Origin of the sequence: Kitasatospora sp. MAA19, assembly GCF_029894125.1 — a bacterium.
Classification (GTDB): domain Bacteria; phylum Actinomycetota; class Actinomycetes; order Streptomycetales; family Streptomycetaceae; genus Kitasatospora.
This window is the reverse complement of sequence record NZ_JARXYZ010000018.1, coordinates 141,267-164,716: the sequence shown is the minus strand read 5'-3', so window position 1 is coordinate 164,716 and position 23,450 is coordinate 141,267. Positions and strand designations below refer to the sequence as shown.

Annotated in this window: 20 protein-coding genes and 1 tRNA gene; 5 read left to right on the top strand and 16 right to left on the bottom strand. The window is 71.8% G+C overall.

Annotation, left to right across the window (positions count from 1 at the left end; translation table 11 throughout):
- Nucleotides 1-442 precede the first annotated feature (442 nt).
- From P3T27_RS25735 to P3T27_RS25705, 7 genes are all read right to left on the bottom strand, one after another.
- The gene (locus tag P3T27_RS25735; protein WP_280682479.1) at nucleotides 443-3,058 is read right to left on the bottom strand and encodes a SpoIIE family protein phosphatase/ATP-binding protein; all 2,616 of its coding nucleotides are present in this window, start codon (nucleotides 3,056-3,058) and stop codon (nucleotides 443-445) included.
- A 439-nt stretch (nucleotides 3,059-3,497) separates the two neighbouring features.
- Nucleotides 3,498-4,247, bottom strand: coding sequence for an SDR family NAD(P)-dependent oxidoreductase (locus P3T27_RS25730; RefSeq protein ID WP_280682465.1), 750 nt, complete (start codon nucleotides 4,245-4,247; stop codon nucleotides 3,498-3,500).
- A 183-nt stretch (nucleotides 4,248-4,430) separates the two neighbouring features.
- The gene (locus P3T27_RS25725; RefSeq protein WP_280682463.1) at nucleotides 4,431-5,330 is read right to left on the bottom strand and encodes an MBL fold metallo-hydrolase; all 900 of its coding nucleotides are present in this window, start codon (nucleotides 5,328-5,330) and stop codon (nucleotides 4,431-4,433) included.
- Between the two features lie 136 nt (nucleotides 5,331-5,466).
- Nucleotides 5,467-6,924, bottom strand: coding sequence for an NAD(P)/FAD-dependent oxidoreductase (locus tag P3T27_RS25720; protein ID WP_280682462.1), 1,458 nt, complete (start codon nucleotides 6,922-6,924; stop codon nucleotides 5,467-5,469).
- Nucleotides 6,925-7,150: 226 nt separating this feature from the next.
- A complete protein-coding gene (locus tag P3T27_RS25715) occupies nucleotides 7,151-8,062 on the bottom strand; it encodes an NAD(P)H-binding protein (RefSeq protein WP_280682460.1) in 912 nt (303 codons plus the stop codon).
- Between the two features lie 40 nt (nucleotides 8,063-8,102).
- Entirely contained in the window at nucleotides 8,103-8,615 is a 513-nt protein-coding gene (locus P3T27_RS25710; RefSeq protein ID WP_280682458.1) for a hypothetical protein, read from the bottom strand.
- A 446-nt stretch (nucleotides 8,616-9,061) separates the two neighbouring features.
- Nucleotides 9,062-9,343 carry a hypothetical protein gene (locus tag P3T27_RS25705; RefSeq protein WP_280682456.1) on the bottom strand — a complete coding sequence of 94 codons (282 nt, stop codon included), beginning with the start codon at nucleotides 9,341-9,343 and terminating at the stop codon, nucleotides 9,062-9,064.
- Between the two features lie 581 nt (nucleotides 9,344-9,924).
- On the opposite strand from P3T27_RS25705, the gene P3T27_RS25700 reads away from it, so the two are divergent.
- Nucleotides 9,925-10,482 (top strand): polysaccharide deacetylase family protein, encoded by a 558-nt coding sequence (locus tag P3T27_RS25700; protein ID WP_280682454.1) that lies wholly within the window; start codon nucleotides 9,925-9,927, stop codon nucleotides 10,480-10,482.
- 51 nt (nucleotides 10,483-10,533) lie between these two features.
- On the opposite strand, the gene P3T27_RS25695 is transcribed toward P3T27_RS25700, so the two are convergent.
- Nucleotides 10,534-11,355, bottom strand: a complete 822-nt coding sequence (locus P3T27_RS25695) for a hypothetical protein (protein ID WP_280682452.1) — start codon at nucleotides 11,353-11,355, stop codon at nucleotides 10,534-10,536.
- A gap of 200 nt (nucleotides 11,356-11,555) precedes the next feature.
- Here P3T27_RS25695 and P3T27_RS25690 point away from each other — a divergent pair.
- Nucleotides 11,556-11,629: transfer RNA gene (locus tag P3T27_RS25690), tRNA-Cys, on the top strand.
- Between the two features lie 478 nt (nucleotides 11,630-12,107).
- Here P3T27_RS25690 and P3T27_RS25685 read toward each other — a convergent pair.
- Together P3T27_RS25685 and P3T27_RS25680 are read right to left on the bottom strand one after the other, a co-directional pair.
- Nucleotides 12,108-13,127: an LD-carboxypeptidase gene (locus P3T27_RS25685; protein WP_280682450.1), complete on the bottom strand. Its 1,020-nt coding sequence runs from the start codon at nucleotides 13,125-13,127 to the stop codon at nucleotides 12,108-12,110.
- Between the two features lie 308 nt (nucleotides 13,128-13,435).
- On the bottom strand, nucleotides 13,436-14,362 hold the full coding sequence (locus P3T27_RS25680; RefSeq protein WP_280682448.1) for a LysR family transcriptional regulator: 927 nt from the start codon (nucleotides 14,360-14,362) through the stop codon (nucleotides 13,436-13,438).
- Nucleotides 14,363-14,640: 278 nt separating this feature from the next.
- On the opposite strand from P3T27_RS25680, the gene P3T27_RS25675 reads away from it, so the two are divergent.
- A complete protein-coding gene (locus P3T27_RS25675) occupies nucleotides 14,641-15,906 on the top strand; it encodes an FAD-dependent monooxygenase (RefSeq protein WP_280682477.1) in 1,266 nt (421 codons plus the stop codon).
- Between the two features lie 221 nt (nucleotides 15,907-16,127).
- On the opposite strand, the gene P3T27_RS25670 is transcribed toward P3T27_RS25675, so the two are convergent.
- Entirely contained in the window at nucleotides 16,128-16,907 is a 780-nt protein-coding gene (locus tag P3T27_RS25670; protein ID WP_280682446.1) for a phytanoyl-CoA dioxygenase family protein, read from the bottom strand.
- A gap of 40 nt (nucleotides 16,908-16,947) precedes the next feature.
- On the opposite strand from P3T27_RS25670, the gene P3T27_RS25665 reads away from it, so the two are divergent.
- On the top strand, nucleotides 16,948-17,817 hold the full coding sequence (locus tag P3T27_RS25665; protein WP_280682444.1) for a helix-turn-helix domain-containing protein: 870 nt from the start codon (nucleotides 16,948-16,950) through the stop codon (nucleotides 17,815-17,817).
- A 159-nt stretch (nucleotides 17,818-17,976) separates the two neighbouring features.
- On the opposite strand, the gene P3T27_RS25660 is transcribed toward P3T27_RS25665, so the two are convergent.
- The gene (locus P3T27_RS25660; RefSeq protein WP_280682442.1) at nucleotides 17,977-18,852 is read right to left on the bottom strand and encodes a hypothetical protein; all 876 of its coding nucleotides are present in this window, start codon (nucleotides 18,850-18,852) and stop codon (nucleotides 17,977-17,979) included.
- A 66-nt stretch (nucleotides 18,853-18,918) separates the two neighbouring features.
- Between P3T27_RS25660 and P3T27_RS25655 the strand changes: the two genes are divergently transcribed.
- A complete protein-coding gene (locus tag P3T27_RS25655; RefSeq protein ID WP_280682440.1) occupies nucleotides 18,919-19,419 on the top strand; it encodes a hypothetical protein in 501 nt (166 codons plus the stop codon).
- Nucleotides 19,420-19,844: 425 nt separating this feature from the next.
- Here the strand turns inward: P3T27_RS25655 and P3T27_RS25650 are convergent, their stop codons facing one another.
- The 4 genes from P3T27_RS25650 to P3T27_RS25635 are packed head-to-tail and all read right to left on the bottom strand — an operon-like array spanning nucleotide 19,845 to nucleotide 23,332.
- Nucleotides 19,845-21,041 carry an ABC transporter permease gene (locus P3T27_RS25650; protein ID WP_280682438.1) on the bottom strand — a complete coding sequence of 399 codons (1,197 nt, stop codon included), beginning with the start codon at nucleotides 21,039-21,041 and terminating at the stop codon, nucleotides 19,845-19,847.
- Entirely contained in the window at nucleotides 21,038-21,748 is a 711-nt protein-coding gene (locus P3T27_RS25645) for an ABC transporter ATP-binding protein (protein WP_280682437.1), read from the bottom strand. Before P3T27_RS25645 ends, P3T27_RS25650 begins: the two co-directional genes overlap by 4 nt.
- The gene (locus P3T27_RS25640) at nucleotides 21,745-22,836 is read right to left on the bottom strand and encodes a peptidoglycan-binding protein (RefSeq protein ID WP_280682436.1); all 1,092 of its coding nucleotides are present in this window, start codon (nucleotides 22,834-22,836) and stop codon (nucleotides 21,745-21,747) included. Before P3T27_RS25640 ends, P3T27_RS25645 begins: the two co-directional genes overlap by 4 nt.
- Entirely contained in the window at nucleotides 22,826-23,332 is a 507-nt protein-coding gene (locus P3T27_RS25635; protein ID WP_280682434.1) for a hypothetical protein, read from the bottom strand. Before P3T27_RS25635 ends, P3T27_RS25640 begins: the two co-directional genes overlap by 11 nt.
- Between the last annotated feature and the right edge of the window lie 118 nt (nucleotides 23,333-23,450).

Below are 23,450 nucleotides of genomic sequence, written 5' to 3'. Positions count from 1 at the left end.
ACGCCCCGTCCGACGTTTCAAACTCTAGCCGATCCCCGCTCCGAAAAGCGAATCCGACCGCAACCCAATAAAACGAGCACGCCGAATAAGAACCGGGACGCGACAAGACGCGACCCAGCCCGAACCGGGAAGTGGTGTTTCGAAGGATTGGCCACCCCGGGACCGTCCGCGCAAACGCGTGTCCGGTGCTCCCTGCCAGGCGACTGGGAGACAGTACCCCTACTCCGCGCCCGAAACAAATGCCCAGCCCAGGACCGTGCAGGTGCACCCCTGCCCGGCTCGCCACACAGTCGGCCGCCCCGGGTACGGCAAGGGTGTGCCCGGGGCGGTGGAGACCCGCGCATCAGTGGAGGTGCCGACTCCTGACACCTGTGCCAGGTATGCGGACCCGGTCGAGCGGGACCTGATCCCCGCCGTCGGCCGCCCCGGCCGGCGGCGGACGTCAAAGTCCGAGGAGGATCTGTTCGGCCCAGATGATCTTGCCGGTGGGGGTGTAGCGGGTGCCCCAGCGCTCGGCGAGCTGGGCGACGAGGAACAGGCCGCGGCCGCCCTCGTCCTCGTCGGCCGCGTAGCGCAGGTGGGGTGAGGTGCTGCTGGTGTCGGAGACCTCGCAGATCAGGGTGCGGTCGTGGATCAGCCGCACTCGGATGGGTTCGCCGCCGTAGCGGATGGCGTTGGTGATGAGCTCGCTGAGGATCAGCTCGGTGGTGAACATCGCCTCCTCCAACCCCCACTGCATCAGCTGACGGGTGGTGGCCTCCCGGGCCCCGGCCACGGCCGAAGGGTCGGCGGGCACCTCCCATTCGTTGATCCGTCCGGGTTCCAGGATGCGGGTGCGGGCGATGAGGAGTGCGATGTCGTCGCTCTGGCGGGTGGGCAGCAGCGCACCGAGGACCGCTTCGCAGGTCTCCTGGGGCGTTCGGGCGGGGACCGCGAGTGTGGTGCCGAGGATGTCCAACCCGGCACCGATGTCGCGGGTGCGGTCCTCGAGCAGACCGTCGGTGTAGAGCACCAGGCTGCTGCCTTCCGGCAGGTGGAGCTCCGTGGCTTCGAAGGGCAGTCCGCCCAGGCCGAGCGGCGGGCCGGCGGGAAGGTCCGGGAACTCCGTGGTGCCGTCGGGGAGGACCACGACGGGCAGCGGGTGCCCGGCACGGGCGACACTGCAGGTGCCTGCGGTGGGGTCGTAGACGGCGTACAGGCAGGTGGCGCCCGTGACCGTGGGCTCCCCCGCCGATGCGGCCGCCTCCTGATCGATCAGGGCGACCAGTTCGTCGAGGTGGCCGAGGAGCTCGTCCGGTGGCAGGTCGAGGGTCGAGAAGTTCTGCACGGCCGTGCGGAGACGGCCCATGGTGGCGGCGGCGTGCAGGCCGTGTCCGACGACGTCGCCGACCACGAGGGCCACGCGGGTACCGGACAGCGGGATGACGTCGAACCAGTCGCCGCCCACCCCGCCCTCCGCGGGCAGGTAGCGGTAGGCGATGTCCAGGGCGTTCTGCTCGGGCACGCCTCGCGGCAGCAGGCTGCGCTGCAGGGCGACGGCCAGGCCGTGCTCACGCGTGTAGCGACGCGCGTTGTCGATGCACACGGCGGCACGGGCTGCCAGCTCCCCCGCCAGCGACAGGTCGTCCTCCTCGAAGGGCTCGCTCCCCTGCCCACGCCAGAAGTCGGCGACCCCCATCGTGACACCCCGGGCACTGAGCGGAACGGCGATGAGCGAGTGGACCCCGAGGTTCAGAACCGCCCGAACACGCTCGGCGTCCTGGGAGCGCCAGGCGACGTCGGCCCGCAGGTCGGGCACGAGGACCGGAGTTCCGCTCACGAAACCCGTGGCCTGCGGGCTCGACGCGGCGAACGCGACCAGCTCGCCCGACCGGTACAGAGGGTGGTCGTCGTGGATACCGGTGAGGGCGACCCGGCGCAGCTCGACGGCTTCGCCGCCGACCGCCGCGGCCGGCTCGTCACCGCTCAGGACGGGCTCGGAGAGGTCGACCGTGACGTAGTCGGCGAACCGCGGAACGGCCACCTGCGCGAGCTCCTCGGCGGTGCGCCGGACGTCGAGGGTCGTGCCGACGGCAACGCTCGCGTCGTACAGCAGCCGCAGACGGCCGCGCGCGACCTCCGCCCGTCCCGCGAGGGCCTGCAGCTCGGTGGAGTCCCGCACGGTGGCCACGCTGCCGGGTGGCCCGCCCGCGCGGTCGGTCAGCCGGTTGTTCACGACCAGCAGCCGGTCCCCGACCCGGATCACCTCGTCGGTGGCGACGCGACCGGAGGCCAGCAGCTCGGCCATCCGGGGTTCGAGACCGAGGTCCGTGGCGGCGCGGCCGACCGCGCCGGGCGGCAGGTCGAGAAGCCGCCTCGCCTCGTCGTTGACGAGCATGATGTCGCCGGCGCCGTCGACGATGACCACGCCTTCGCGCACCGCGTGCAACACGGCCTCGTGGTGCTCGTACAGCTGGGTCATCTCGGCGGGCCCGAGACCGTGGGTCTGGCGCCGCAGCCGCCTGCTGACCAGGGCCGCGCCCGCCGTCGCCAGACCGAGCGCGACGAGACCTGCCCCGCCGACGAACGGCAGCTGCCGGCCGACCGCACTGCCCACATGGCTGACCGTCACCCCGGCCGCTACCAGGCCCACGACCGTGCCGTTCGCATCCGTCACCGGGACGATCGCCTGCACCGCCTCGCCGAGCACGCCGCCGGCACTCTCCAGGACGACGTGACCTGCCAGCGCCGGTCCGATGGTGCCGATGATCTTCCCCCCGATCTGTTCCGGGACGGGATTGGTGTAGCGGATGCCCTCCCGGTTCGTCACGACGATGAAGTCGACCTTGCCCTGTTTGCGGGCGGCTTCGGTCAGCGGCTGGAGCGTCGCGCTCGGATCGGGTCCCTGCAGCACGGCCACCAGGCCGGGACCGTGGGCGAAGGCCGCCGCCGCGGCGATCGAACGGTCGCGCGCCGCCTGGAGCCGGTCGCTCCGTGACTTGAGCAGCAGCGCGGTCACGGCGACCACCACGAGCAGCAGCACGACCAGCACCTGCAGCAGGAACACCTGCCCGGCCAGGCTGCGCGCGCTTTCCGACGACCGCCGACGGCGCGCTGACGGACCCTGCGGAGCAGAGTGCGTCCGTTGCCTCTCGCCGCGACCGCCCGAGCGACGCCATGACGGCCAGGAGGAGCGCAGGACTCGGACCATACCTATGTCTACCCCGAGCCCCGACACCGCCGGGGCGTACCACGCCGGGCGTTCCCCCACCGCCCGTAGGAGCCGGCCTGCCGAAACACCTGTCGGCGGATCCATCACGATGACGGCTCGTCGGTCCTCACCGTGATCGGTCCCGCCGAGGAGCGTGCCCTTGAGGATCGACGGGGCCGAGACCCGAGCACACCGCCCGAAGGCCCACCGGTCGAACACGCGCAGCTCCGGCTCGACCACCGCGCCGATGGCACCGGTCGACCGGTGGCCGGCCGCGTGCACCGGACTGCACGGCCAGGGCCAGGACCTAGAGGATCCGGGCCATGGCGGTGTTGAGCTCGGTGACGTAGGCGTGTTCGCCGGGCCCGGCGTTGTCGCGGTAGATCCGGGCCGCGTCGACGACCACCTCTTCGACGTCGGTGCCCAGGGCCTCGACCGCCTGGCTCACGAAGTCCGCCAGCGGCATCGCGCGATCGTCGTCCGGCTCGCCGACCAAGCCGGTGGCGACCCAGGGCGGCACGATCTCCTGGACGCGGACCGAGGTGTCCCGGAGCCGGAACCGCTGGGACAGGGCGTAGGAGTGGAGCGCGGCCTTGGTCGCGGAGTAGGCCGCGTACTGCGCCAGCGGGGTGAAGGCGAGGGTGGAGCTGTTGTAGACGACCGTGGCACGGGGCCGGCCCTTGAGGTGCTCGATGAAGGCTGAGGTGGTGCGGATGGCGCCGAGCAGGTTGGTCGTCAGTTGACTGGTCAGCACGGTCTCGTCGACCGGTCCGGCGGCGTCGTCGCGGAGCATGATCCCGGCGTTGTTGATGAGGACATCGAGGTCGGGGTGATCGGCCAGGACGCGCTCCGCGGCCCTGGCGATGCTCTCGGGGTCACCGACGTCGAGCTCGACCGTGCCCATGCCCGGGTGCGCCCGGGCGACCTCGTCGAGGAGGACCCGGCGGCGGCCGGCGATGATGACGGTGTTGCCGAGCCCGTGCAGGGCTTCGGCCAGCCCCCGGCCGATGCCGGAGCCACCGCCGGTGATGAGGATGGTGTTCCCGGTCAGCTGCATGACGTCTCCTCGGTCAGTCGGTCGGTCAGTCGGTCGGTCGGTTGGTCGGTCGGTCGGTCGGTCGGTCGGTCGGTCAGCGGACTCTCGTGGTGGGGCCGGGTTCTCAGGCCGCGGTGGGCTGGAGCGCCGGGTACTCGGTGTAGCCCGCCGGGGCGGCCGGGCGCGGGAGGCGGCGGAAGACCCTCACCGCCATGCCGCCCACTCCTTCACCGCGAACCGGTCGCCGACGCGCCGCACTTCGGCTGCCCCCGGTCCGGGCAGGTGCGCGGGGAGCAGCAGGGCGCCCCGGTCCGCGGCCTCCCCCAGCACCCGACGCCGGCTGTTCCGGGCGCGGGGCTCGTCCTCGTCGAAGCTGGGGCAGTCGTCCGGCTCCACGATCTGCAGTGGGCTGTGCAGCAGGTCCCCGGCGAACACCGCCCGGTCCGTGCCCGATCGCAGCCATACGACGCAGGAGCCGGGGGTGTGGCCGGGGGCGGGCTCGATGCGGAGCCGGGAGTCGACGTCGTAGTGGTCGCCCTCCCACAGCACGGTCTGTCCGGCCTGGTGCACGGGGGCGACGCTGTCCTCGAAGACGTTGGCCATCCGGGGCCCGGAGCGGGTCCGGTGTCCGTTGGCCGGGTTCCAGTAGTCGAAGTCGGCGCGCGGGATGACGTACCGGGCGTTGGGGAAGGTCGGTCGCCACGCTCCGTCGTCCGTCAGGCGGGTGTTCCAGCCGACGTGGTCGCCGTGGACATGGGTGCAGATCACCGTGTCCACGTCCTGCGGGCGGACGCCTGCCGCGGCCAGCTCTTCGAGGTAGTGGGTGCTCAGATGGTGGAAGGCCGGCATGGCCGGGCGTTCCCGGTCGTTGCCGATGCCGGTGTCGATCAGGATCGTCCGGCCCTCGCTGCTGATCACCCAGGTCTGGATCATGACGCGGACCTCGTCGGTGACCGGGTCCAGGAAGGTGGGGGCGAGCCAGCTCTCGTGCGCCCGCCAGTGCTCGACGGGCACGTCGGGGAAGACGTAGTCGCGGGCGCGGCCTCGGGCGGCCAGCTCGACCACGCGGGTGATCTCCACGTTCCCAAGCGTGATGGTGTCCATGTCCCCAGCCTGCGCGCCGGATGACGCGGCTGCTATCGGTCGCCTGGACGACAGCTCGGAGGGAGCGGGACGCGGCGCGACACGGCCGCGTGCCCCTCGGCGGCCGCGCGCTGCGGCGGGCCCCTCCCCCGTCCGCTCAGGCGCGGTCGCGCTGGTAGGCGGCGAGGAGGAAGAGCCAGATCTCGCTGACGGTCGGGAAGCAGGCGATCGCGTGCCGCAGGCGTTTGAGCGGGACCTCGCCGGCGACCGCGACGGTGGCGGAGTGCAGCAGCTCGCTGACTCCGGGGCCGACGAAGGTCGCCCCGAGCAGGACTTCCCGGTCCAGGTCGACCACCAGCCGGGCGTGGCCACGGTAGTCGTCGGCGTAGAGGTCGGCGCCCTGGGCGGTGTCGAAGTCGAGGTCGACGGTCGTGATGCGGTGGCCGGCCCGGGTCGCCTGCTCGGCGGTCAGGCCCACGGCGGCCGCCTCGGGGTCGGTGAAGAAGACCTGGGGCACGGCGTGCTGATCTGCGGTGGTGGCGTGGTCTCCCCACGGGCCGTCGTCCAGGGGAAGGCCGGCGGCGCGAGCGCCGATGGCGTCGCCTGCGGTCCGTGCCTGGTACTTGCCCTGATGGGTGAGCAGGGCACGGTGGTTGACGTCGCCGACGGCGTAGAGCCATGCGCCGTCGACCCCGTGGACCAGACACGTGGTGTCCACCTCCAGCCATGTGCCCGGGGAGAGGCCGACCGTGTCCAGGCCGATGTCGTCGGTGCTGGGGGTCCGGCCGGTGGCGAACATGACCTCGTCGGCCTGCAGGTCGCTGCCGTCGTCGAGGGTGAGGGTGACGGGCCCGGTGGGGTCCGGGCGGCGCACGGCGGTGACCCGGGTGCCGATCCGCACGTCCACGCCCGCCTCGCTGAGGCTGCCTGCGACGAGCTCGCCCGCGAAGGGTTCCATGCGGGGCACCAGGCGGTGGCGGACGAGCAGGGTGACCTGGGAGCCGAGGCCCTGCCAGAGGGTGGCCATCTCGATGGCGACTCCACCGCCTCCGACGATGGCGAGCCGGCCGGGGACCGTACTGGAGTCGGTGCCGTTCCGGTTCGTCCAGGGCCGGGCCTCCCGTGCGCCCGGGATGTCGGGCAGCAGCGGCAGGCTGCCGGTGGCGATGGCGACCGCGTGCCGGGCGGTGAGGGTCAGGCGCGCGCCGTCGTCCCTGGTGACCGTGACGCGGCGGGGGCCGTCGAGGCGGCCGTGACCACGGAAGAGGTCGGCGCCGATGGACTTCACCCATTCGGCCTGTCCGGTGTCGTCCCAGTCGCTGACGTAGTGGTTGCGGCGGGCGAAGACCCGGTCGGTGTCGAGCCGGCCGGTGACGGCCTGCCGGGCGCCGTCCACGCGGCGGGCGTCGGCGACCGCGATGACCGGCCGCAGCAGGGCCTTGCTGGGGACGCAGGCCCAGTAGGAGCATTCGCCGCCGACCAGTTCACGCTCCACGACGGCCACGGTGAGGCCGGCGGCGCGGGCACGATCGGCGACGTTCTGGCCGACCGGACCGGCGCCCAGCACGACCACGTCGTAGGCGCTGCTCTCCTGGTGCTCACGGGCTTCGTTCATCGCTTCCTCGCGTCTCCTTCGGGGCGGCCGGGCCGTTTCCCGGCTCATGTAACCGCTCGGTGCGGGCACGGCCGTCATGCCTTGGCCGTGGCAGGCACCAGGAGCGGTCATCCGTGCCCCTGGTGGCCGTATGGCACGCCGTGACCGGCCTCGGGAGCCTCCCGGTCCCCCAGCTGGCCGGCGGCGCGGCGCGTTGCGGTTGCCCCGGCCACGCCGAGCAGCGGCGTCATTCGGTGCACAGCTCGGGATGGCTCTCGGCGAACTCGCGAACGCCGCAGGCCGGTCGCCCGGTGATCAGCTCCACCTCCCGGGTCACGCGGTCGTATCGGTTCTCCGCGTGCAGGCGCGCCATCGTCGCCAGGTGATCGAAGACGTGGTCCGGCAGTCCCAGGGGCCTCAGGTCCTGCTCCAGCCACAGTTCATAGGGCGGGTCGTCGTAGCCGACCGGCCGGTGCAGGGCCGCGCTGAGCTCGGCCGCCATCGCCGTCAGGTCCTGGGAGACCGGTCCGGTCAGTTCGTGGACACGGCCGAGGTGCGGCGCGGGGTTCGCCAGGATCTCGGCGACCACTGCGGCGACGTCCCGAGCGGCGACCGGCGAGGTACGGCCGGTGCCGAACGGAAGCCTCAGGACCCCGTCCCGGGCGACCGAGGCGAAGGCGAGCCGGAACAGCGGATTCTCCATGAACACGGTCGGGCGCACCTGCACCACCGGCAGGCCCGACCAGTCCAGGGCCTGCTCCGTGAGCCAGTGCTGGCGCTGCTGCGTCGATTCGTCGGTGCTGGTCAGCCGCATCTGGGAGACGGTCATCTGGGACATGTTGACGAACGCCTCCAGGCCCTGGTGAGCACGCGCCGCCGCCGCCGTGACCAGGGCCGCCTCTAGGTACTGGGCCGACACGCCCATGCCGAAGTACAGGCGCCCGCAGCCATCCAGCGCGCGCACGACGTCCACGGGCCGGGTCAGGTCCCCGACCACCACCTCGGCACCCGTGGCACGCAGGGCCGCGGCGCGTTCGTCCTCACGCCGGACCAGGGCCCGTACCGGCAGCTCCCGGCTTCTGAGGTCCTGAACCACCGACCGGCCCACCGCCCCGACGCTGCCTGCGGCACCCGTGACAAGAATCAGCGGCGCGCCCATGACCCGCACCTCCGCTCACCGGGACGCGGCAAGCGGCCCGTCACCCCAGCCGTCCGTCCCGGCTCGACACCGTGGCCCGTCCGTCGCTGCCGTTCAACCCGGATTCGCTGATGTTGTCGCCACTGCCCCCGTTGTCGCCCCCGCCGTTGCCCTTACCGCCGTCGATCGGCGCGCCGTCCTCACCGCCGTTGCTGCCGTCGCCACCGTCCTCACCCCCGTTGCCGCCGGCGCCACCGTCCTCGCCCCCGTTGCCGCCGTCGCCGTCGTCCTCGCCCCCGTTGCCGCCGTCGCCGTCGTCCTCGCCCCCGTTGCCGCCGTCGCCGTCGTCCTCGCTGCCATAGCTGCCGGACCCGGCTCCGCCACGGGCAGCGGCGAGGGCGAGGGGGCCGCCGCCGTCTCCGCCGCCCCGCAGTTCCACGGTCGGGCTGGAGACCCCGGCCGGGACCGTGAACGTGCCGTTCGCGGTGAACTTCTGCACGCCGCCGGCGTGCGCCGCGGGCATGCCGGCCACCAGGCCTCCCGCCGTCACGATCCCGGCCACCAGTGCGGACAACGCCGTCCTTGACACCACTTCCCTGCCTCCTGGATTTCGCCCCTCCCCGAGCACCGGACCTAGGGACGGGGGACGGGCCCCAGCCCACCACCGGGCAGGCAAGGCTGCCACCGGGACGCAGGCGGAAACTCCGGCCGACTCGGGGCGGCGCACCCACCGGGGGTGAACACGATGGGCCATCCGCCGGACCGCGACAGACCCGGGGCGAGCCGCCCACACCCACGCCGTCATGCGGCGGTACGTCACCCCCGGCCCGGCCGACACCCGGCTGAGGACCTCGCCCGGGTGGCCGCAACCCGATGGCAGGTGGCGGAATGCCTCCTGGCCGCGAAGAACGAGTGCGGCCTGGACCACTACCAACGTCCGCCGCTACGAACGTCGCCAGGATCGCCGGAGCTGACGGTGAGCGCGGGAAGCGGCGGGCGCCCTCAGGACACGGGACCCGCTCAGAAGACGAAGTAGCTTGCGCCGAACGTCTTCGCGCTCCGGCCCGGTTCGACCTCCGCGGTCACGGGCCCCTGGCAGTTCGCCGCCGCATGCACCAGAACCATCGAATTCGTATGGTTCTGGACGGAGACCGGAGACGAGGTCGCATAGCAGCCCCGCGCCGGGTTCTCATGGGGAACCCCGTTCACCACCAACAGCCCCGTTGCCGCCTGAGCGGGAACAGCCAGCGCAATCACACCGGTGGCGGCCAGCATGCCGAGCGCAGCGATCCGACGGTGCATGATGACTCCTCATATCTGAGTTGAAGAAAGGAAGTTGGGAGCTCCAGACCATAACCATCCCCCGCATTCTCCCCGTTGGAGCGCAGCCCTGACCGACAGCCACGCCGACATCCAGAAGATCCAGGTCTGACCCGGCACCCCCCCGGAGCGGGCACGGCATCCGGTCCGACGGCGACAGCGCCGAGCCCGAGCGGGTGTGGCCGACCCGGCCGCGAAAGCGGGCGGCACCGGGAACAACCGTGAGGATGGCCTGAATATCATCCAGAGCGCCATTCGAGTGAAAACACCGCAGTGGATACCGGCGGTCAAGAATCTTGGATGGCCGCTGCCAGAATGCAGTCTCCGGTGAATAGCAGACAGGACGACGGACGCGGAATGGCGGGAGTGGAGACGTGTCGCTGATCAGCCCGAGGCGATGTCCGGACGAGCAGCCCGGGGAAAGGCCGAAGCCATTTCCGTGGACGCTGATGTACCACTCGGTGGCGGAGGAGAGACAGGACCCGTATCTGATCACGGTGAGCCCCGACCGGTTCAGACGTCAGCTTCGGTGGCTGGCGGCGCGAGGGCTGCGGGGGGTCTCCGTGGGCACGCTGATGCGCGCCCACTCGGCGGGCCGCGCGGAGGGTCTGGTGGGGTTGAGCTTCGACGACGGATATCGGGACTTCGCCGAGCAGGTGGTGCCGGCGCTGGCGGAGTACGGGTTCGGCGCGACGGTGTACGTGGTGGCGGGCAGGCTCGGCGGCCACAACGACTGGGACCGCGAGGGTCCGCGCAAGGCGCTGCTGACGGCCCGGCAGGTGCGTGAGGTCGCCGCGGCGGGGCTGGAGGTGGGCTCGCACGGCCTCACCCACCGCAGGCTCGCCGGGATGACCGGACGCGAGCTGGCGGCCCAGGTCGTGGACAGCCGGGCCGTCCTGGAGGATGCGAGCGGCGGCCCGGTGGAAGGCTTCTGCTACCCCTACGGTTCCCTCGACCGGGCCGCGATGGAGGCCGTCGCACAGGCCGGCTACGACCACGCCTGCGCGGTCGCGCCGGGCTCCGGCGGCGGGCCGCACGCACTACCGCGCTGCTACGTGGGCGACCGGGACGGGCCGTTGCGGCTCTCCGCGAAGCGGCTGCTGCATCACTGGAAGGGCTGACTCGCACCTTCCCGCGGCCACCTTCCGTGGCCGCGCGGCCTCCCGTCCGGCCTACTGCGCGACCGTGACGGCCGCGGGTTCGAGGCGCAGCCAGGATTCGTGCCAGAGCAGGGCGCACTGGCGGTCGCAGCCGGTGGCGAGCAGCGGCTCGCCGTTGCAGCGCAGTGCGTCGAGGATGAACCAGCGGCCTCCGGTGGGGCGCTGCCACCAGGCGAGTGAGCGGTGACGCAGTTCGGTGGCGCCGTGCCGGTGGCCGGCGTGGTGTTCCATGCCGGGTTGGAAGGGGACGCCGTGGAGTCGTCCGGCGCGGTCGAGGGTGGCCTGGATCTCCGGCAGGGTACGGACGGTCGCCCAGAGGGCGGCGGGCCGGGCGGCGGGGTCCGCTGCGGGGGCGGGTTCGAGCCACTCGTCGCGGAAGAGGAGGGCGCAGTCGAGTCCGCAGCCCTGGGTGCCGTCGGCTCCGTGGCAGGTGGCGCCGGCCAGGGCGACGGTGCCCGACAGGCGGCGGATGCGGTAGTGGTCGTCGACCATGCGGCGTACGACGCGTTCGACCTGGTGAACGCCGCCGCAGAAGGACCACTGACTGCCGGTGAACCACAGCCCCCGGTGCCGGTCGTCGGCGTCGAGCGTGGCACGGACCTGGTCCACGCTCTTGACGCGGACCCAGTCGCCCTCCGCATACCGGGACGGGCGGCCCGGGGCGGGGACGGCGCCGAGGTCCTCGCGGCGCTGTTCCCGGGCGATGCGGGCCTGACGCACCAGCCCCAGCGGCGGGAAGTCGCGCAGCGGCAGGCTCTTGTACTGGCATAGGTTCGGCGGAGGCGTGTCCGTCCGCGCGTCGGCGGGAGTGGTCAGGCAGTCCTCGGCGGTCACGGTGGGAATCCCGTCGCTCGGAAGTATTCGAACCAGGCTAATGGGGTTTTCCGGCCGGACTTGAAGAAATTCGACCGGACATGGCCGGCCCAATTCTTCATTAGAAACACAAAGGCTCCACCTGGACGATGTTCCACGGAATCCCGGGACATCCACCCTCTCCTTGTTCATGTTCGCGTAATATTCCGGATGTCACCTCTGGTGGAGTGGCCGAGTGGCGAGGCGACGGCCTGCAGAGCCGTTTACATGGGTTCGAATCCTTTCTCCACCTCCATGATCAGACGCGGATCTCCCCACCCCCGTCGCAGCGACGTCCCCGGCCCGGGGAACCCGGCGCAGGGTTCCCGTGACCAGCAGGGCAGATCTACCGCGCCGAGCGCATCATCAACTGATGCCCGCGCTGGGGGTGGTGGTCCGGGACTGCGGGATCAGGGTGGTGAGGCCGCGGGGAGTTGCTGGGTGCTGGTCACCTTGCCCGTTCTCCCGCGCGCGGACCGGTGGTGAGCACCACGGCCGGTCGGCTGACGACCCGGTGGGCAGGGTGATGAGGATCCGTGAGAATCCCTAGGACCGCAGACGTTCACAGGGTTGGTGATCCGTGACGTCAGGAGCCGAGCTTCTAGACCAACACGAGCCACCAGGTGTCCAAGGCCCCTCCTGCAAGCCGAACAAGCGGCTCAGGGCGTCGATCACCAGAGCGTGAGTTGGCCCCAGGGGCGCTGCCGGGCCGTCGGCTCACTGATCCGCGGTGCTCAGCTGACCGGTCCCGGCATCGTGTGCGGCCCTACCGCCGGTTCGAGCAGCGACAACGTCCGCTGCTGCGCGTCGAGGCCGACGCGGATGCCGACCGGCATCGGCAGATTCGGGCCGGCATGCCCGAAGTCGACGTTGCCCAGGACCGGGATGTCGCGGTCGCCGAGGACGTCGAGGACGATCTCGGGCAGGGTCGGGGAGGTGCCGGGCTCGAGTCCACTGATCTCGCGCGGAACGCCCACGACCATGCCGGAGATCCGATCGAGGATGCCGCAGTGTCGCATCACCTGCAGATAGCTCCACACGTACGATGCCAGGCCGCCCATCTCCTCCCAGAACAGCACCGCACCGTCGAACTGTTCGAGCGGCAGCGCGAAAGGCGTCGCCTGCGCCAGCACGATGCGGTTGATCACCCCGCCGATCAGCCGGCCTTCGACACGACCAGGACGCCAGCACTCCCACGACGGGCTCGCAGGCAGTGCACCGATCGCCTCGGTGCTGGTCAGCAACCTGGAGTAGAGCTTCTCGAGTTCCGATTGGCGCGCCACGGGCGCAGCCTGCCAGTGCCCGCCGAAGCCGGGGACGGCCATGTCGGCATGGAACCCGACCAGACCCGTGCGCGCATAGAGCACCAGGTGCAGCAGCGAGATGTCGCTGTAGCCGAGGATCGGCTTGGGGTCGGCCCTGATCGCCTCGACGTCGATCAGGTCGAGGTAGCCGAGCGCCGCCTGGCCGCCGTCACTCGCGACGATCGCGCGCACCTCGGGATCACGCAGAAGACCGTTGAGCTCCCCGGCGATCTCCGCCGGCGTGGCCGCGCTCCACCAATGGCGCCGCCCCACCTCGAGTAGCGGAGCCCGACGCACACGGAATCCCATCCGTTCGAGCACCACCACCGTCTGCTCGACGTTGGGCTCGTAAGCGGCCGGCAGCGGGCCGGACAGCGAGGCGATGACAACGAGATCTCCGGGCCTCAGGGCACGCGGTCGAAGCGGTTGAGGCAGTGCAGAACCAGTCATGGCGTCAGTGTCGCCGGTGCCATTGCCAGGGTCACGCGACTTTCGCCGGGCCTTCCGGGCGGGGCGGGGGGCTTCACCGACCTGTGGACACCACCCGCCAGAACCTGCCGAAAGAGGCAACGTCATGGAGAAGAACCGCAAGGTGAAAGCCACCCTCGCTCTCGCCGGGGCAGTTGCGCTCGCCGGTCTGACGTTGGGGCGGCCAGGCCGTGCCGCCGCGGCGGCACGGCCGCCGGCGGGGAGGACCTCCGCGGGCGCCTCCGTAGCGGCTCCGGCAGCGGTCGGCACGACCGACGGCCCGCCGGACGTCATCCACCGGTGGTGGACCCGGATACAGCCCCGTCACGCGCCGGTCGATCGGACAGCTCCGTCCACAGGTCGAGAAAGGCCCGCAACGGCGCGCTCGGCCGGGTGCCCGCCCGCCACACGAACACCTTCCGCAACCGGATGGCGGGCTCCAGCGGCACGACGACGAAACGCCGGTCGGCGGCGAGGACCGGACTCGCGTGGGAGGTCAGGGCGATGCCGACCCGCTCGGCGACCAGCGCGAGTTGGAGGGCGACGTCGTTCGTCCCGTAGGCGATGTCCAGCCGCAGCTCCGCCGCGGCGAAGGCCGCACGGATGAACGCGTGCACTCCGCTGTCGGGGCCGTAGCTGATGACCGGGCTCCGGACCGCCTCGTCGAGGGTCATCGGACGGTTCGCGGGCCGGCTTCCGGCGGGGAGGACCGCGACGATCCGGTCCTCCAGGAGCACGCGCGAGGCGACGGCGGGGGGTTCGCCGTCCGGCGGTCCCGCGACCACGGCCGCGTCGATCTCCCCGTCGCGGACCTTCGCCAGCAGCGACGGGCTCGACGCCCCGATGAGACTCACCGCGACCCGGGGGTACCGGCGGTGGTACTCCCCCAGCAGCCGGGGGATGCTGGTGCCTTCCAGCCCGCCGACGGTCCCCAGCGCGAACGCTCCGCTGAACAGACCGGACCGGTCGGCGAACTCCAGGACGGCCGACGCGGCCGCCGCCAGACAGGCGCGGGCGTGCGGCAGCAGGGCGGCGCCCCCGGAGGTGAGAACCACCTGCCGGGGCAGGCGTTCGAACAGGGCCTCTCCCAACTCCTTCTCCAGGGCCTGGATCTGCTGGCTGATCGCCGGCTGCACGACATGACAGCGGGCCGCCGCCTTGGTGAACGACCGCTCCTCCGCCACCGCGACGAAATACTCAAGCGTACGGAGCTCCATGACCGACAAACTATCAACTCCGCAGCTGAGAGGCCTGGTTGTGACAGCTCCGACTGCTCCGGGGCCGGTACGACGACCGATCCGGGGCCGGTCCGGCGATCCCCGGTGCGATCAGTGATCGTGACGACTGCCATCACCCCTGGGTATTGGACGCGCGCGGCCACGTCCCCGAGGCTGGTGGCCGGGTGTCGGCCAGACCCGCGGCCCCGGCGAAGAGCGAGGACAGACAGTTGACTTCCTCCCCCGGCTGGAGCCGGGGGCATCCATGGAGGTCCATGATGAGAGTGACCGTCGTCGGCGGCGGCATCGCCGGACTGACCTGCGCCCTGAGCCTGCACGCCGCCGGCTTCGCGCCACGGGTGTACGAAGCGGCGCGGAAGGTCGAGGCGGTCGGCGTCGGGATCAACCTGTTGCCGCACGCCGTCCGGGAACTCGACGAACTCGGCCTGGACGGCGAGCTGGCCTCCGTCGCGCTGCCCCCACACCGGCTGAGCTACCGCGACCGGACGGGCGAGACGGTCTGGGAGGAGCCGCTGGGACGCCCGGCCGGGTACCGCTGGCCGCAGTACTCCGTGCACCGCGGCCGTCTGCAGATGCTGCTCCTCGCGGCGGTACGCGAGCGGCTGGGGCCGGACTCGGTCCGTACCGGCCTGCTGTTCCAGAGGTTCGAGCAGAGCGCGGGCGGCGTCCGCGCCCACTTCCTGGACCGGTCGAGCGGTCTGCCCGTGGTCGACGACGCCGACGTGCTGGTCGGCGCCGACGGCATCGACTCCGTGGTCCGCAGCCGGTTGTACCCGGACGAGAGCCTCCCGAACGGGAACGGCGTCCACATGTGGCGCGGGGTCGCCCGGCACCCGCACATCCTCGACGGCCGTTCGATCGTGGTGGCCGGGGGCACCCCCGGCGCGAAGTTCGTCGCCTACCCGATCGAGGACCCCGCGACCCCGGCCGCCGACGCTCTGGTGAACTGGGTGCTGGAGGTGCGGCACGGCCCGTCCGCCCCGCCTCCCGGTGGCCCCGGCCGTCGCGTCACCGCGGCGGAGGCCCGCGCCGGGCTGTCGTCGTGGAACCTGCCGTGGATCGACCTGACGGCGATCGCCGAACGCTCCTCGGCGATCTTCGAGTACCCGATGCTCGACCGTGATCCCCTGCCGCGCTGGAGCTTCGGACGGGTCACCCTCCTCGGTGACGCCGCGCACCCGATGTTCCCCATGGGCATGAACGGAGGATCGCAGTCCATCGTCGACAGCCGTGTGCTGGCCTGGTGCCTGGCCCGGGACGACGACGCCGAGGCCGCGCTCCGCCGCTACGACCGGATGCGCCGGCCGGCCGTCAACGCGATCGTGCTGGCCAACCGGGACCTGGGACCGGAAGAGACCATCGCGCGGGCCGAGGAGCACGACGGGGAGTTGCCCCTCGGGCAGGCCGAGGAGATCGCGACCCGCTACAAGCGGCTGGCCGGGGCCACCGTGCCCCAGGTCAACACCCACCCGTCCTGGACGGTCCCCGTCATCGCCGCTGATCAGGAGCGGCTCCACGGGTGAGACGGACCGACCGGGTTCCGGGGAGGTGCTGCGTGGTCACCGCCGCGCGGCACGGCTGACGTTGGAGCAGCTGACCGAGGTCTCGGGCGTCAGTGCCCGGACCCGGTCGGACATGGAACGTGGCCGCAGCAAGGGGCCTCAGGCCCGGACGTGGCCGCCCTGACCGTGACCGCCCTGACGTCTCCCCGGTGGGAAGTGCCAAGGGTGAGGGCAGCCCGGCGTCAGTGCGGGCCCGAGTCCTCGGTGCCGCAGGGGCCGCCGGCCGTCGATGCGGGCAGTTCGACCGGCTCCCCGGCCATCGTCAGGGTCTGGTACCACGCCGAGATGCGCTCGGTCGAGCGTCCGGTGTAGTGGCAGATGAAGCTACGCCTGAACCGGTCGGCTGTGGTGTTGGGCTGCGAGCCGTGCACCAGGCTGCCGTTGAAGAACAGCACGTCCCCGGGGTCCAGGTCGACCGGGTGGCGCGACAGGCCCGGCGGTGGCGGCACGTATTCGCGGGTGAAGGAGGCGGTGCCGTCGGCGTCCTCGGGGCAGAACAGGTCCATGCGGTGTGTCCCGGGTACGACTTCCAGTCCGCCGTTGGCCCGGTCGGCCCGGTCGACCGCCAGCCAGGCGGCGACACAGGTGCCGGGCTCGACGCGGAGGTAGAAGTTGTCCTGGTGCAACGCCTGGCCCCGGGCCCCCGGCGGCTTGAAGTAGAACATGCTCTGGGCTGCCAGCGGCTCCTCACCGAGCAGCTCACGCAGGACGGCGGCGACGCGGTGGTCCAGCAGATGGCGCAGGGCGAGGGGGCTCACCCGGTGGGGGTGCATGATCCGCGGGAACTCGCGCAGGACGTCGTACGGCTGCCCGGGCTCCTGCGGCGACGGGGTGAAGTGCCCCGGGATCGGGCCTGCGGCGTGCAACCGCATGAACTCCTCCCGCAGCTCCGCCACCTCGCCGGGGGAGAACAGTCCTGGTAGAACGACGTATCCGTGCTCGTGGAAGTCGGCGACTCTCATGCCCTCACGATAGGAGGCGCGACCGTGCCCAGGTATGGCCATGACGGCCGATGACATGTCCGTTCCTGCTGCCGAGTTGGTGATCCTGGGTCACTTCGACCAGTCATCCGGCTACGCGGTGCGCCGCTCGCAGGGGTCGCCGAGCTGGCTGCTGATGTGGACCCGGGACGGCGCCGGGCTGGTGGAGCAGGCCGGCGTGGTGGCCAGGGCGGAGCCGGGGCATCTGGTGGTGCTGGGGCCGGAGCAGGCCCAGTACTACCGGACGGCGCCTGGGGAGAACCGCTGGCGGTTCTGGTGGGTGCACTTCCAGCCCAGGCCGGCCTGGCTGCGCCGACTGGCACCGTACGCCCTCGGGGCGGGCTGCCATGTGGTCCCCGGTGCCGGCTCCGAGCGGATGGAACAGGCGCTGCTGCGCGCGTGCGGCGATGCGCGGTGGAGTGGGCACGCCCTGCCGGCCTCGCCGTCGCGCCCCGTCCGACCCGTGGTCGCGGAATCCCCCGAGGCACGTGAGCTCGTGCTGAACGCGGTCGAGGAAGTGCTGCTGCTGGCGACGGTCGCCGCGCGCCGGCCCGTCCTGGGCGACCCTCGGGTCCGGCAGGTCCAGGCCCTGATCGCGGCCGAGCCCGGTGCTCCGCACAGCGTCGCATCGCTGGCCCGGGCCGTCGCCCTGTCACCGTCCAGACTGGCGCACCTCTTCACCCTGGAGGTCCGTCTGACGCCCATGCAGGCCGTACGTGAGGCGAGGATGCGCCAGGCCGCCCAGCTCCTCGCCGCCACTGACCTGAGCATCGGCCGGATCGCCACGGCATCGGGGTTCGCCAGCCAGTTCCACTTCAGTCGTACGTTCAGCCGGGAGGTCGGCATGTCACCTCGGGAGTACCGCGCCGGCCTGCGGGCATCCGGCGGGTGAGACGCGGGCCGGCCCGGTCAGGCGGCGAAGCCGGCGCGAAGCAGAACCGGGCCGTCCCACGCCGATGTTCGGGGTGGCCGCCAGAGGCCGCGGATCGGCCAAGGTCTGCCGGTGGGGCGGCGTGCGGGGACGTGCCCCGAACGCCGCCCCACCCGGCGGTCAGGCGTCCACGCCGTAGTACTGGGCGAGGAAGCCGGTCACGTCGGCTGCGTGCGGCAGCAGGTCGGGCAGTTGGGCGGCGAGGGCGGAGCGGGTGGCCTCGGCGAGTTCGGGCAGGCTGGTGGTGGCGCCCTTCACGTACGGGTCGAGGCGTCGGATGAGCTCGTAGTTGCTCTCCACGTCGACCTGCCGCATGGCCTTCTCCAGCGGCGGGGCGCCGGCCGGCGGGACGGCGGGCAGGACGCGGCTGACGAAGGTGACGCGGTGCAGCACCCGCCAGCACGGGGGCTTGCGGTCGGACTGGCGGGCCTGGCGCAGCGCCGCCGCGTTGGGGTCGTTGCCGTTGGCGAGCCAGGTGGGGTCGACGACCTTGTGGAAGAAGCTGTCGAAGTGCTCGCTGTCCTCGCCGAGGTAGAAGCTGAGGAAGCGGTAGGCGTCGACCTTGCCGGGCACCTTGACGGGTTGGCCGTCCTGGTCGAAGACGGGCTTGCGGTCCTGGTCGTAGCGCTGGAGGTTGCGGGCGGGGTTGACCTCCACGTTCAGTCCGAAGGAGCGGGTGGCCTCCTTGCCGCGGGCGCGGGTGGCGGTCATCCCGCCGCCGACGGAGGCGTCCAGCTGGGCGCTGATGCCGATGCCGGCGAGCTGGAACGAGGTACCGACCGAGGTGCCGACCGAGCCGGAGAGCGAGTAGGAGCCCGACGTGGTCTCGCTGACCACGTCGGTGGTCTCGGTGGTCTCGGCGAAGAAGCCTCCGGCGGCGGTCCACACGTAGGTGTTGACCAGGTCCCGGCGGGAGAAGCCCTGGCCGGTGGCGCTGTCGGTGGTCTCCCGTTTCTGCGTGGGTGCGGCGTCGGTGCCGATCGCGCCGCCGAGCACCCGCCCGGCGCGTTGGGCGGTCGGGTCGGGAGCGTGGGTCTCGGTGGAGACGCTGTCGTAGTAGCTGTGCAGGCGCTGCTGGTCGCGCTGGATGCGGCGCTTGAGCGCGTACGCCTCACGGGGCTTGAAGTAGCTGTACTCGCCGCGCTCGCGGGTGCCCTGGTAGTCGGGGTCGGCGACCTTGCCGCGCTCGTCGAAGCCGACGGTGCCGTCGAGGGTGCCCTGCTTGGTGTAGCGGGGGTTGATCGGGAACGGGATGACGTTCCAGTCCTTGGGGATGTCGGGGTTGGGCTGGATGCGGTAGGCGACCAGGGCTCCGCTGTGGGCCAGGCGCAGGGCGAAGACGTCGGCGGTCTGGGACTACACGACGGCGAAGCCGGTGTTGGCCGGGACGTAGCGGCGGCCGGTGGCGGGGTTGAGGAGGCGGCCCGGGTCCTCCCAGTGACCGGTGAGGGAGACCTTGGTGGTGCGGGCGGTGTTCTCGCCCTGGGAGAGATGCGCCGCTGGTCGTCCATCGCGAACGCCACCGTGCTGCCCTGGTGCCGCACGGTCGTGGTGTGCACGTAGGCGCGGTCGCTGTAGACCTTCACCAGGTGCTGAATCTCCGTCAAACCTGCCACCTCGTAGGCGGGTGCCCGCCGGAAGCGGACGGGCACGATCGACACGAAACGTGTCCACGCTTTCACTTGACGTAACCGGCGGACAAGGTGCTTCTCCGCCAGCGCGGGGCCGAAACTCGTCCATGCACGACAACAGGCCGACCTGCCGGCCGCGACGCCCGGCCACCGGGCGGTCGCCCGTCCGGGAGGCCTCGCGGCTCAGCTCTCCGGGAGCCAGGTCAGATCCTCGGCATCGATGCGGTAGCCGCTGCCGACGGTGCGCCGCCTTTCCGCCCCGGAGGGACAAGTAGCCTGCCGGGTACGGGAGTTTTCGCGCCGGCTGCGGGCCGGCGGGTGGGGCACTCGGAGGAGTGCCCCACCCGGTGATGTCTGCTAGCCGGTGTGGAGGGCGAGGGTCGGGGAGAGGCGGGCGGCCCGGACGGCCGGGTAGAGGCCTGCCACCGTACCGATGAGCAAGGTGGCGGCGAAGCCGCCGGTGACGGCCCACAAGGGGACCACCCAGGGCAGGCCTCCCGAGGCGGCGAAGGCGTAGGTGGCGACCGCACCCAGGGCCACGCCGGCCAGCCCGCCGAGTCCGGAGAGCAGGAGGGACTCGGTGACGAACTGGAGACGGATCTGGCCCCTGGTGGCGCCCAGGGATCGGCGCAGTCCGATCTCGTGGCGCCGCTCCAACACTGAAATGATCATCGTGTTGGCGACCCCGACGCCGCCGACCAGGAGTGCCACCCCGCCCAGCCCGAGCAGGAGGTCGGTGAACGCACCCTCGGTGGCGGCCTTGGCCTGGAGTGCCGAGGAGGGGTCGGTGACCTGCACGTTGCGCGGGTTCTGCGGATCGACGGTGCGTGGGATCAGCTCGCGGACCGCGCTGACCGTCCGGTCCGTCGATCGTTCGTAGATCTGGGTCGGGTGGCCGTCGAAGCCCAGCAGTGTGCCGGCGCCGTCCCAGCCGACCAGGGCGGCCCGCTCGATCTCGGGAGCCAGCGGCAGCGGGTCGAGGATGCCGATGACGGTGAAGTACCGGCCGCCGATGTGGACCTGCTGGCCGGGGGCGGTGATGCCCAGGCGCTGGGCGGCGACGTGTCCGAGCACCGTCGACGGGTAGCGCCCGTTGGCCTCGTTGAGCCAGATGCCCGAGCCGACCGCGCCGCGCACGACGTCCAGCAGCCCTTCGGTGGCGGCCTTCACGGTGATGCCGCCGGTTTCGTCCTTGGGGATCTTCTCGCTGCGTCTGACGGACTGTGCCAGGTCGCCGGTCGCGCCGACCTGCTCGACCCCGGGGATGCGGCTCAGCATGCCGATCGACTCCTTGGGCAGCTTCACCTTCTCGCCGAACAGCCCCTGGCCGGGGGAGGCAACCAGGAGGTTGGTGCCCAACTGGTCGAGCTGCCGCAGAAGTTGGGCTTTACTCGAGGAGGAGATGCCGACCACCGCGATCATGGTGGCGATGCCGATGGCGATGCCCAGCGCGGACAGCACCACCCGCAGCGGCCGGGTGCGCAGGCCGGCCGAGCCGACGTGGAGGACGTCGCGGGGGCCGAGCCGGGCCGGGGAGAGCCGTGTGCCGCTCATCGCTCCCCACCCCGATCGGCCGGGTCGGCTGCGCCGGTGCGCAGATCCGCCACGACGCGGCCGTCGCGGATGCGGACCTGGCGTGGCAGGCTGTCGGCGATCTCGCCGTCGTGGGTGATCACCGCGATGGTGGCCCCCTCGGCGTTGAGGTCGTGCAGCAGCTCCATCACCGCCCCGCTCGAGGCGGAGTCCAGCGCGCCGGTCGGCTCGTCGGCCAGCAGCAGGTCCGGCTCGCCGACCACGGCCCGGGCGATGGCCACCCGCTGCCGCTGGCCGCCCGACAGCTCGTGCGGACGGTGGTGCATACGGTCCGCGAGCCCGACCCGCTCCAGGGCCAGGGCCGCGCGCCTGCGGCGCTGGGCGCGCGGCAGGCCCGAGTAGAGCAGGCCCTCGGCGACGTTGTCCTGGGCGCTGACCCCGGCCACCAGATGGAAGGACTGGAAGACGAAGCCGATGTGCCGGGCGCGCAGGGCGGACAGCCGGCGGTCGGAGAGGGCGGCGACGTCGTGGCCCGCCAGGGTGACGGATCCGGCGCTGGGCCGGTCCAGGGTGCCGACGATGTGCAGCAGGGTGGACTTGCCCGACCCCGAAGGGCCGACGATGGCGAGCAGTTCGCCGCGCCCGATGCGCAGGTCCACCCCGTGCAGCGCCGTGACCCCGCCCGGATACTCCTTGGTGACCTGGTTCAGCTCGACCACCGCGCTCATGACTTGGGCACCCCGACCTTCATGCCCTCGGTCAGCTCGGTCCCGCTGACCTCGACCCGGCCTTGTCCGAACATGCCGAGCTTGACCGGGACTTCGCGCACCTTCCCGTTCTCCACGACCTGGACGCCGAAGCCCCCGCCGGACAGCGCGAGCAGTGCGTTAACCGGTACGGTCAGCACGTCCTTGTGGACCTCGCCTTCGAGCTCGACGGTGACCGGCGCCTGGTCGAAGCCCTCCGCCTGCCCCGGGTCATCGAAGACCACCCGGGCGGTGATCTTGGCGGGCTTGTCCGGGGAGCCCTGCTCCGTGCCGTCCTCGCCGATGGTGCGGTCGACGGAGGCGACCTTGCCCTTGGCCCTGCCGCCGCCGGGCAGGTCGACCTCGACCCGGGTGCCGGGCTTGGCGAGGTCGGCCCGGGAGACGTCGATCTTGATCTGCACCTGCCGTTCGGAGCCGGTGGTGGTGAGGACCGGCTTGCCGGGAGCGGCCTGGTCGCCGACGGCCGCATCGTTCTTCTTGATCCGCACCGGACCGGGGGAGAAGGCGATCTGCTCGGGGCCGATCTCGCCGGTCAGGGCCAGGCCGTGGGCCTTCTGCCAGCGCTTGACCGCTTCCGCGGTGCCGGGGGTGAACTCCTCGTCCGCGGCCAGCCCCTTGCCGTAACCCAGGTCGCGGAGGTTCTCCTTCAGCTGTCTGACGTCCGGCCCCTTGTCGCCGGTCTTCAGCGTCCGGTACATGGGGCGCTCGCCGTCCATGAGCCGGACCTTCCGGCCGTCGACCTCGTAGAGAACCCCGTCACGTTTCACCACCGCGCCGGCCTCCGGGAGCCAGGTGAGGGTGCCCGGCACACCGGCGTTGAGCCGGCGCTCCTCGGCGTAGCCGAGGGTCCCGTCCACCTGGGTCCGGCTGCTCAGATCCTGTCGCTTCACCGGGTCCGTGCTCGGCGGCAGCCCGTCCGCGCGGTCCACGCCGCCCTTGCCGCCGCCCCCGGTCTGCGAGAGGGCCGTGGCCCCGCCTACCAGCGTGACCGAGATGACCAGCGCGACGATCAGGTACGTGCGGCGGCTCCGCCCGCGCTCACTCCGCATTCTGACCACTGCACGCCTTGTTCGCCTTGTCGAACCTGTCCTTCTCCGCGCCCTCCGGGATCTTCATCGCCGTTCCCGACATCGCCGAATCGCCGTCGAACTTCGGGTCCGGCATATCCACGCCGTTACCGCGCATGCACTGGGCGAATTCAAGGGCCTTGTCCTTGTCTGCCTGGGACATCTTCGCGCCACCCGAGCCACCGGCTCCCCCGCAGGCCTTGAGGGCTTCCTCCATCTTGTCCTGGCCACCCTCCAGGACCATGGCCCGCGGGTCCTGGCCCGGCTCGGGCTCCTTCACCTGGGCGCCGTGTTCGCGCAGGCACTTACGGTGCTCGTAGGCCTGGTCCGCCGCCGCGCCCTTGCCCGACGAGTCCGAGCCGCCGCCCCCACCGGAGCCCGTGACGCCTCCGCTACAGGCCGTCGTGAACAGCGCCATCCCCGCCACCAGCGCGGCCGCCGCCGCGCCGTACCTGTGGTTCCGCATGTGGTTCCGCATGGAATTCCTCCGTGTCCGATAACGAGTGGCCGACCACGCAGAGGCTGGCACGCACCCGCATTTCGCCGCTGTCAGCCGAGACCTTTACGGCGCCGAAAGGTGGCTTTCAGGTACACCT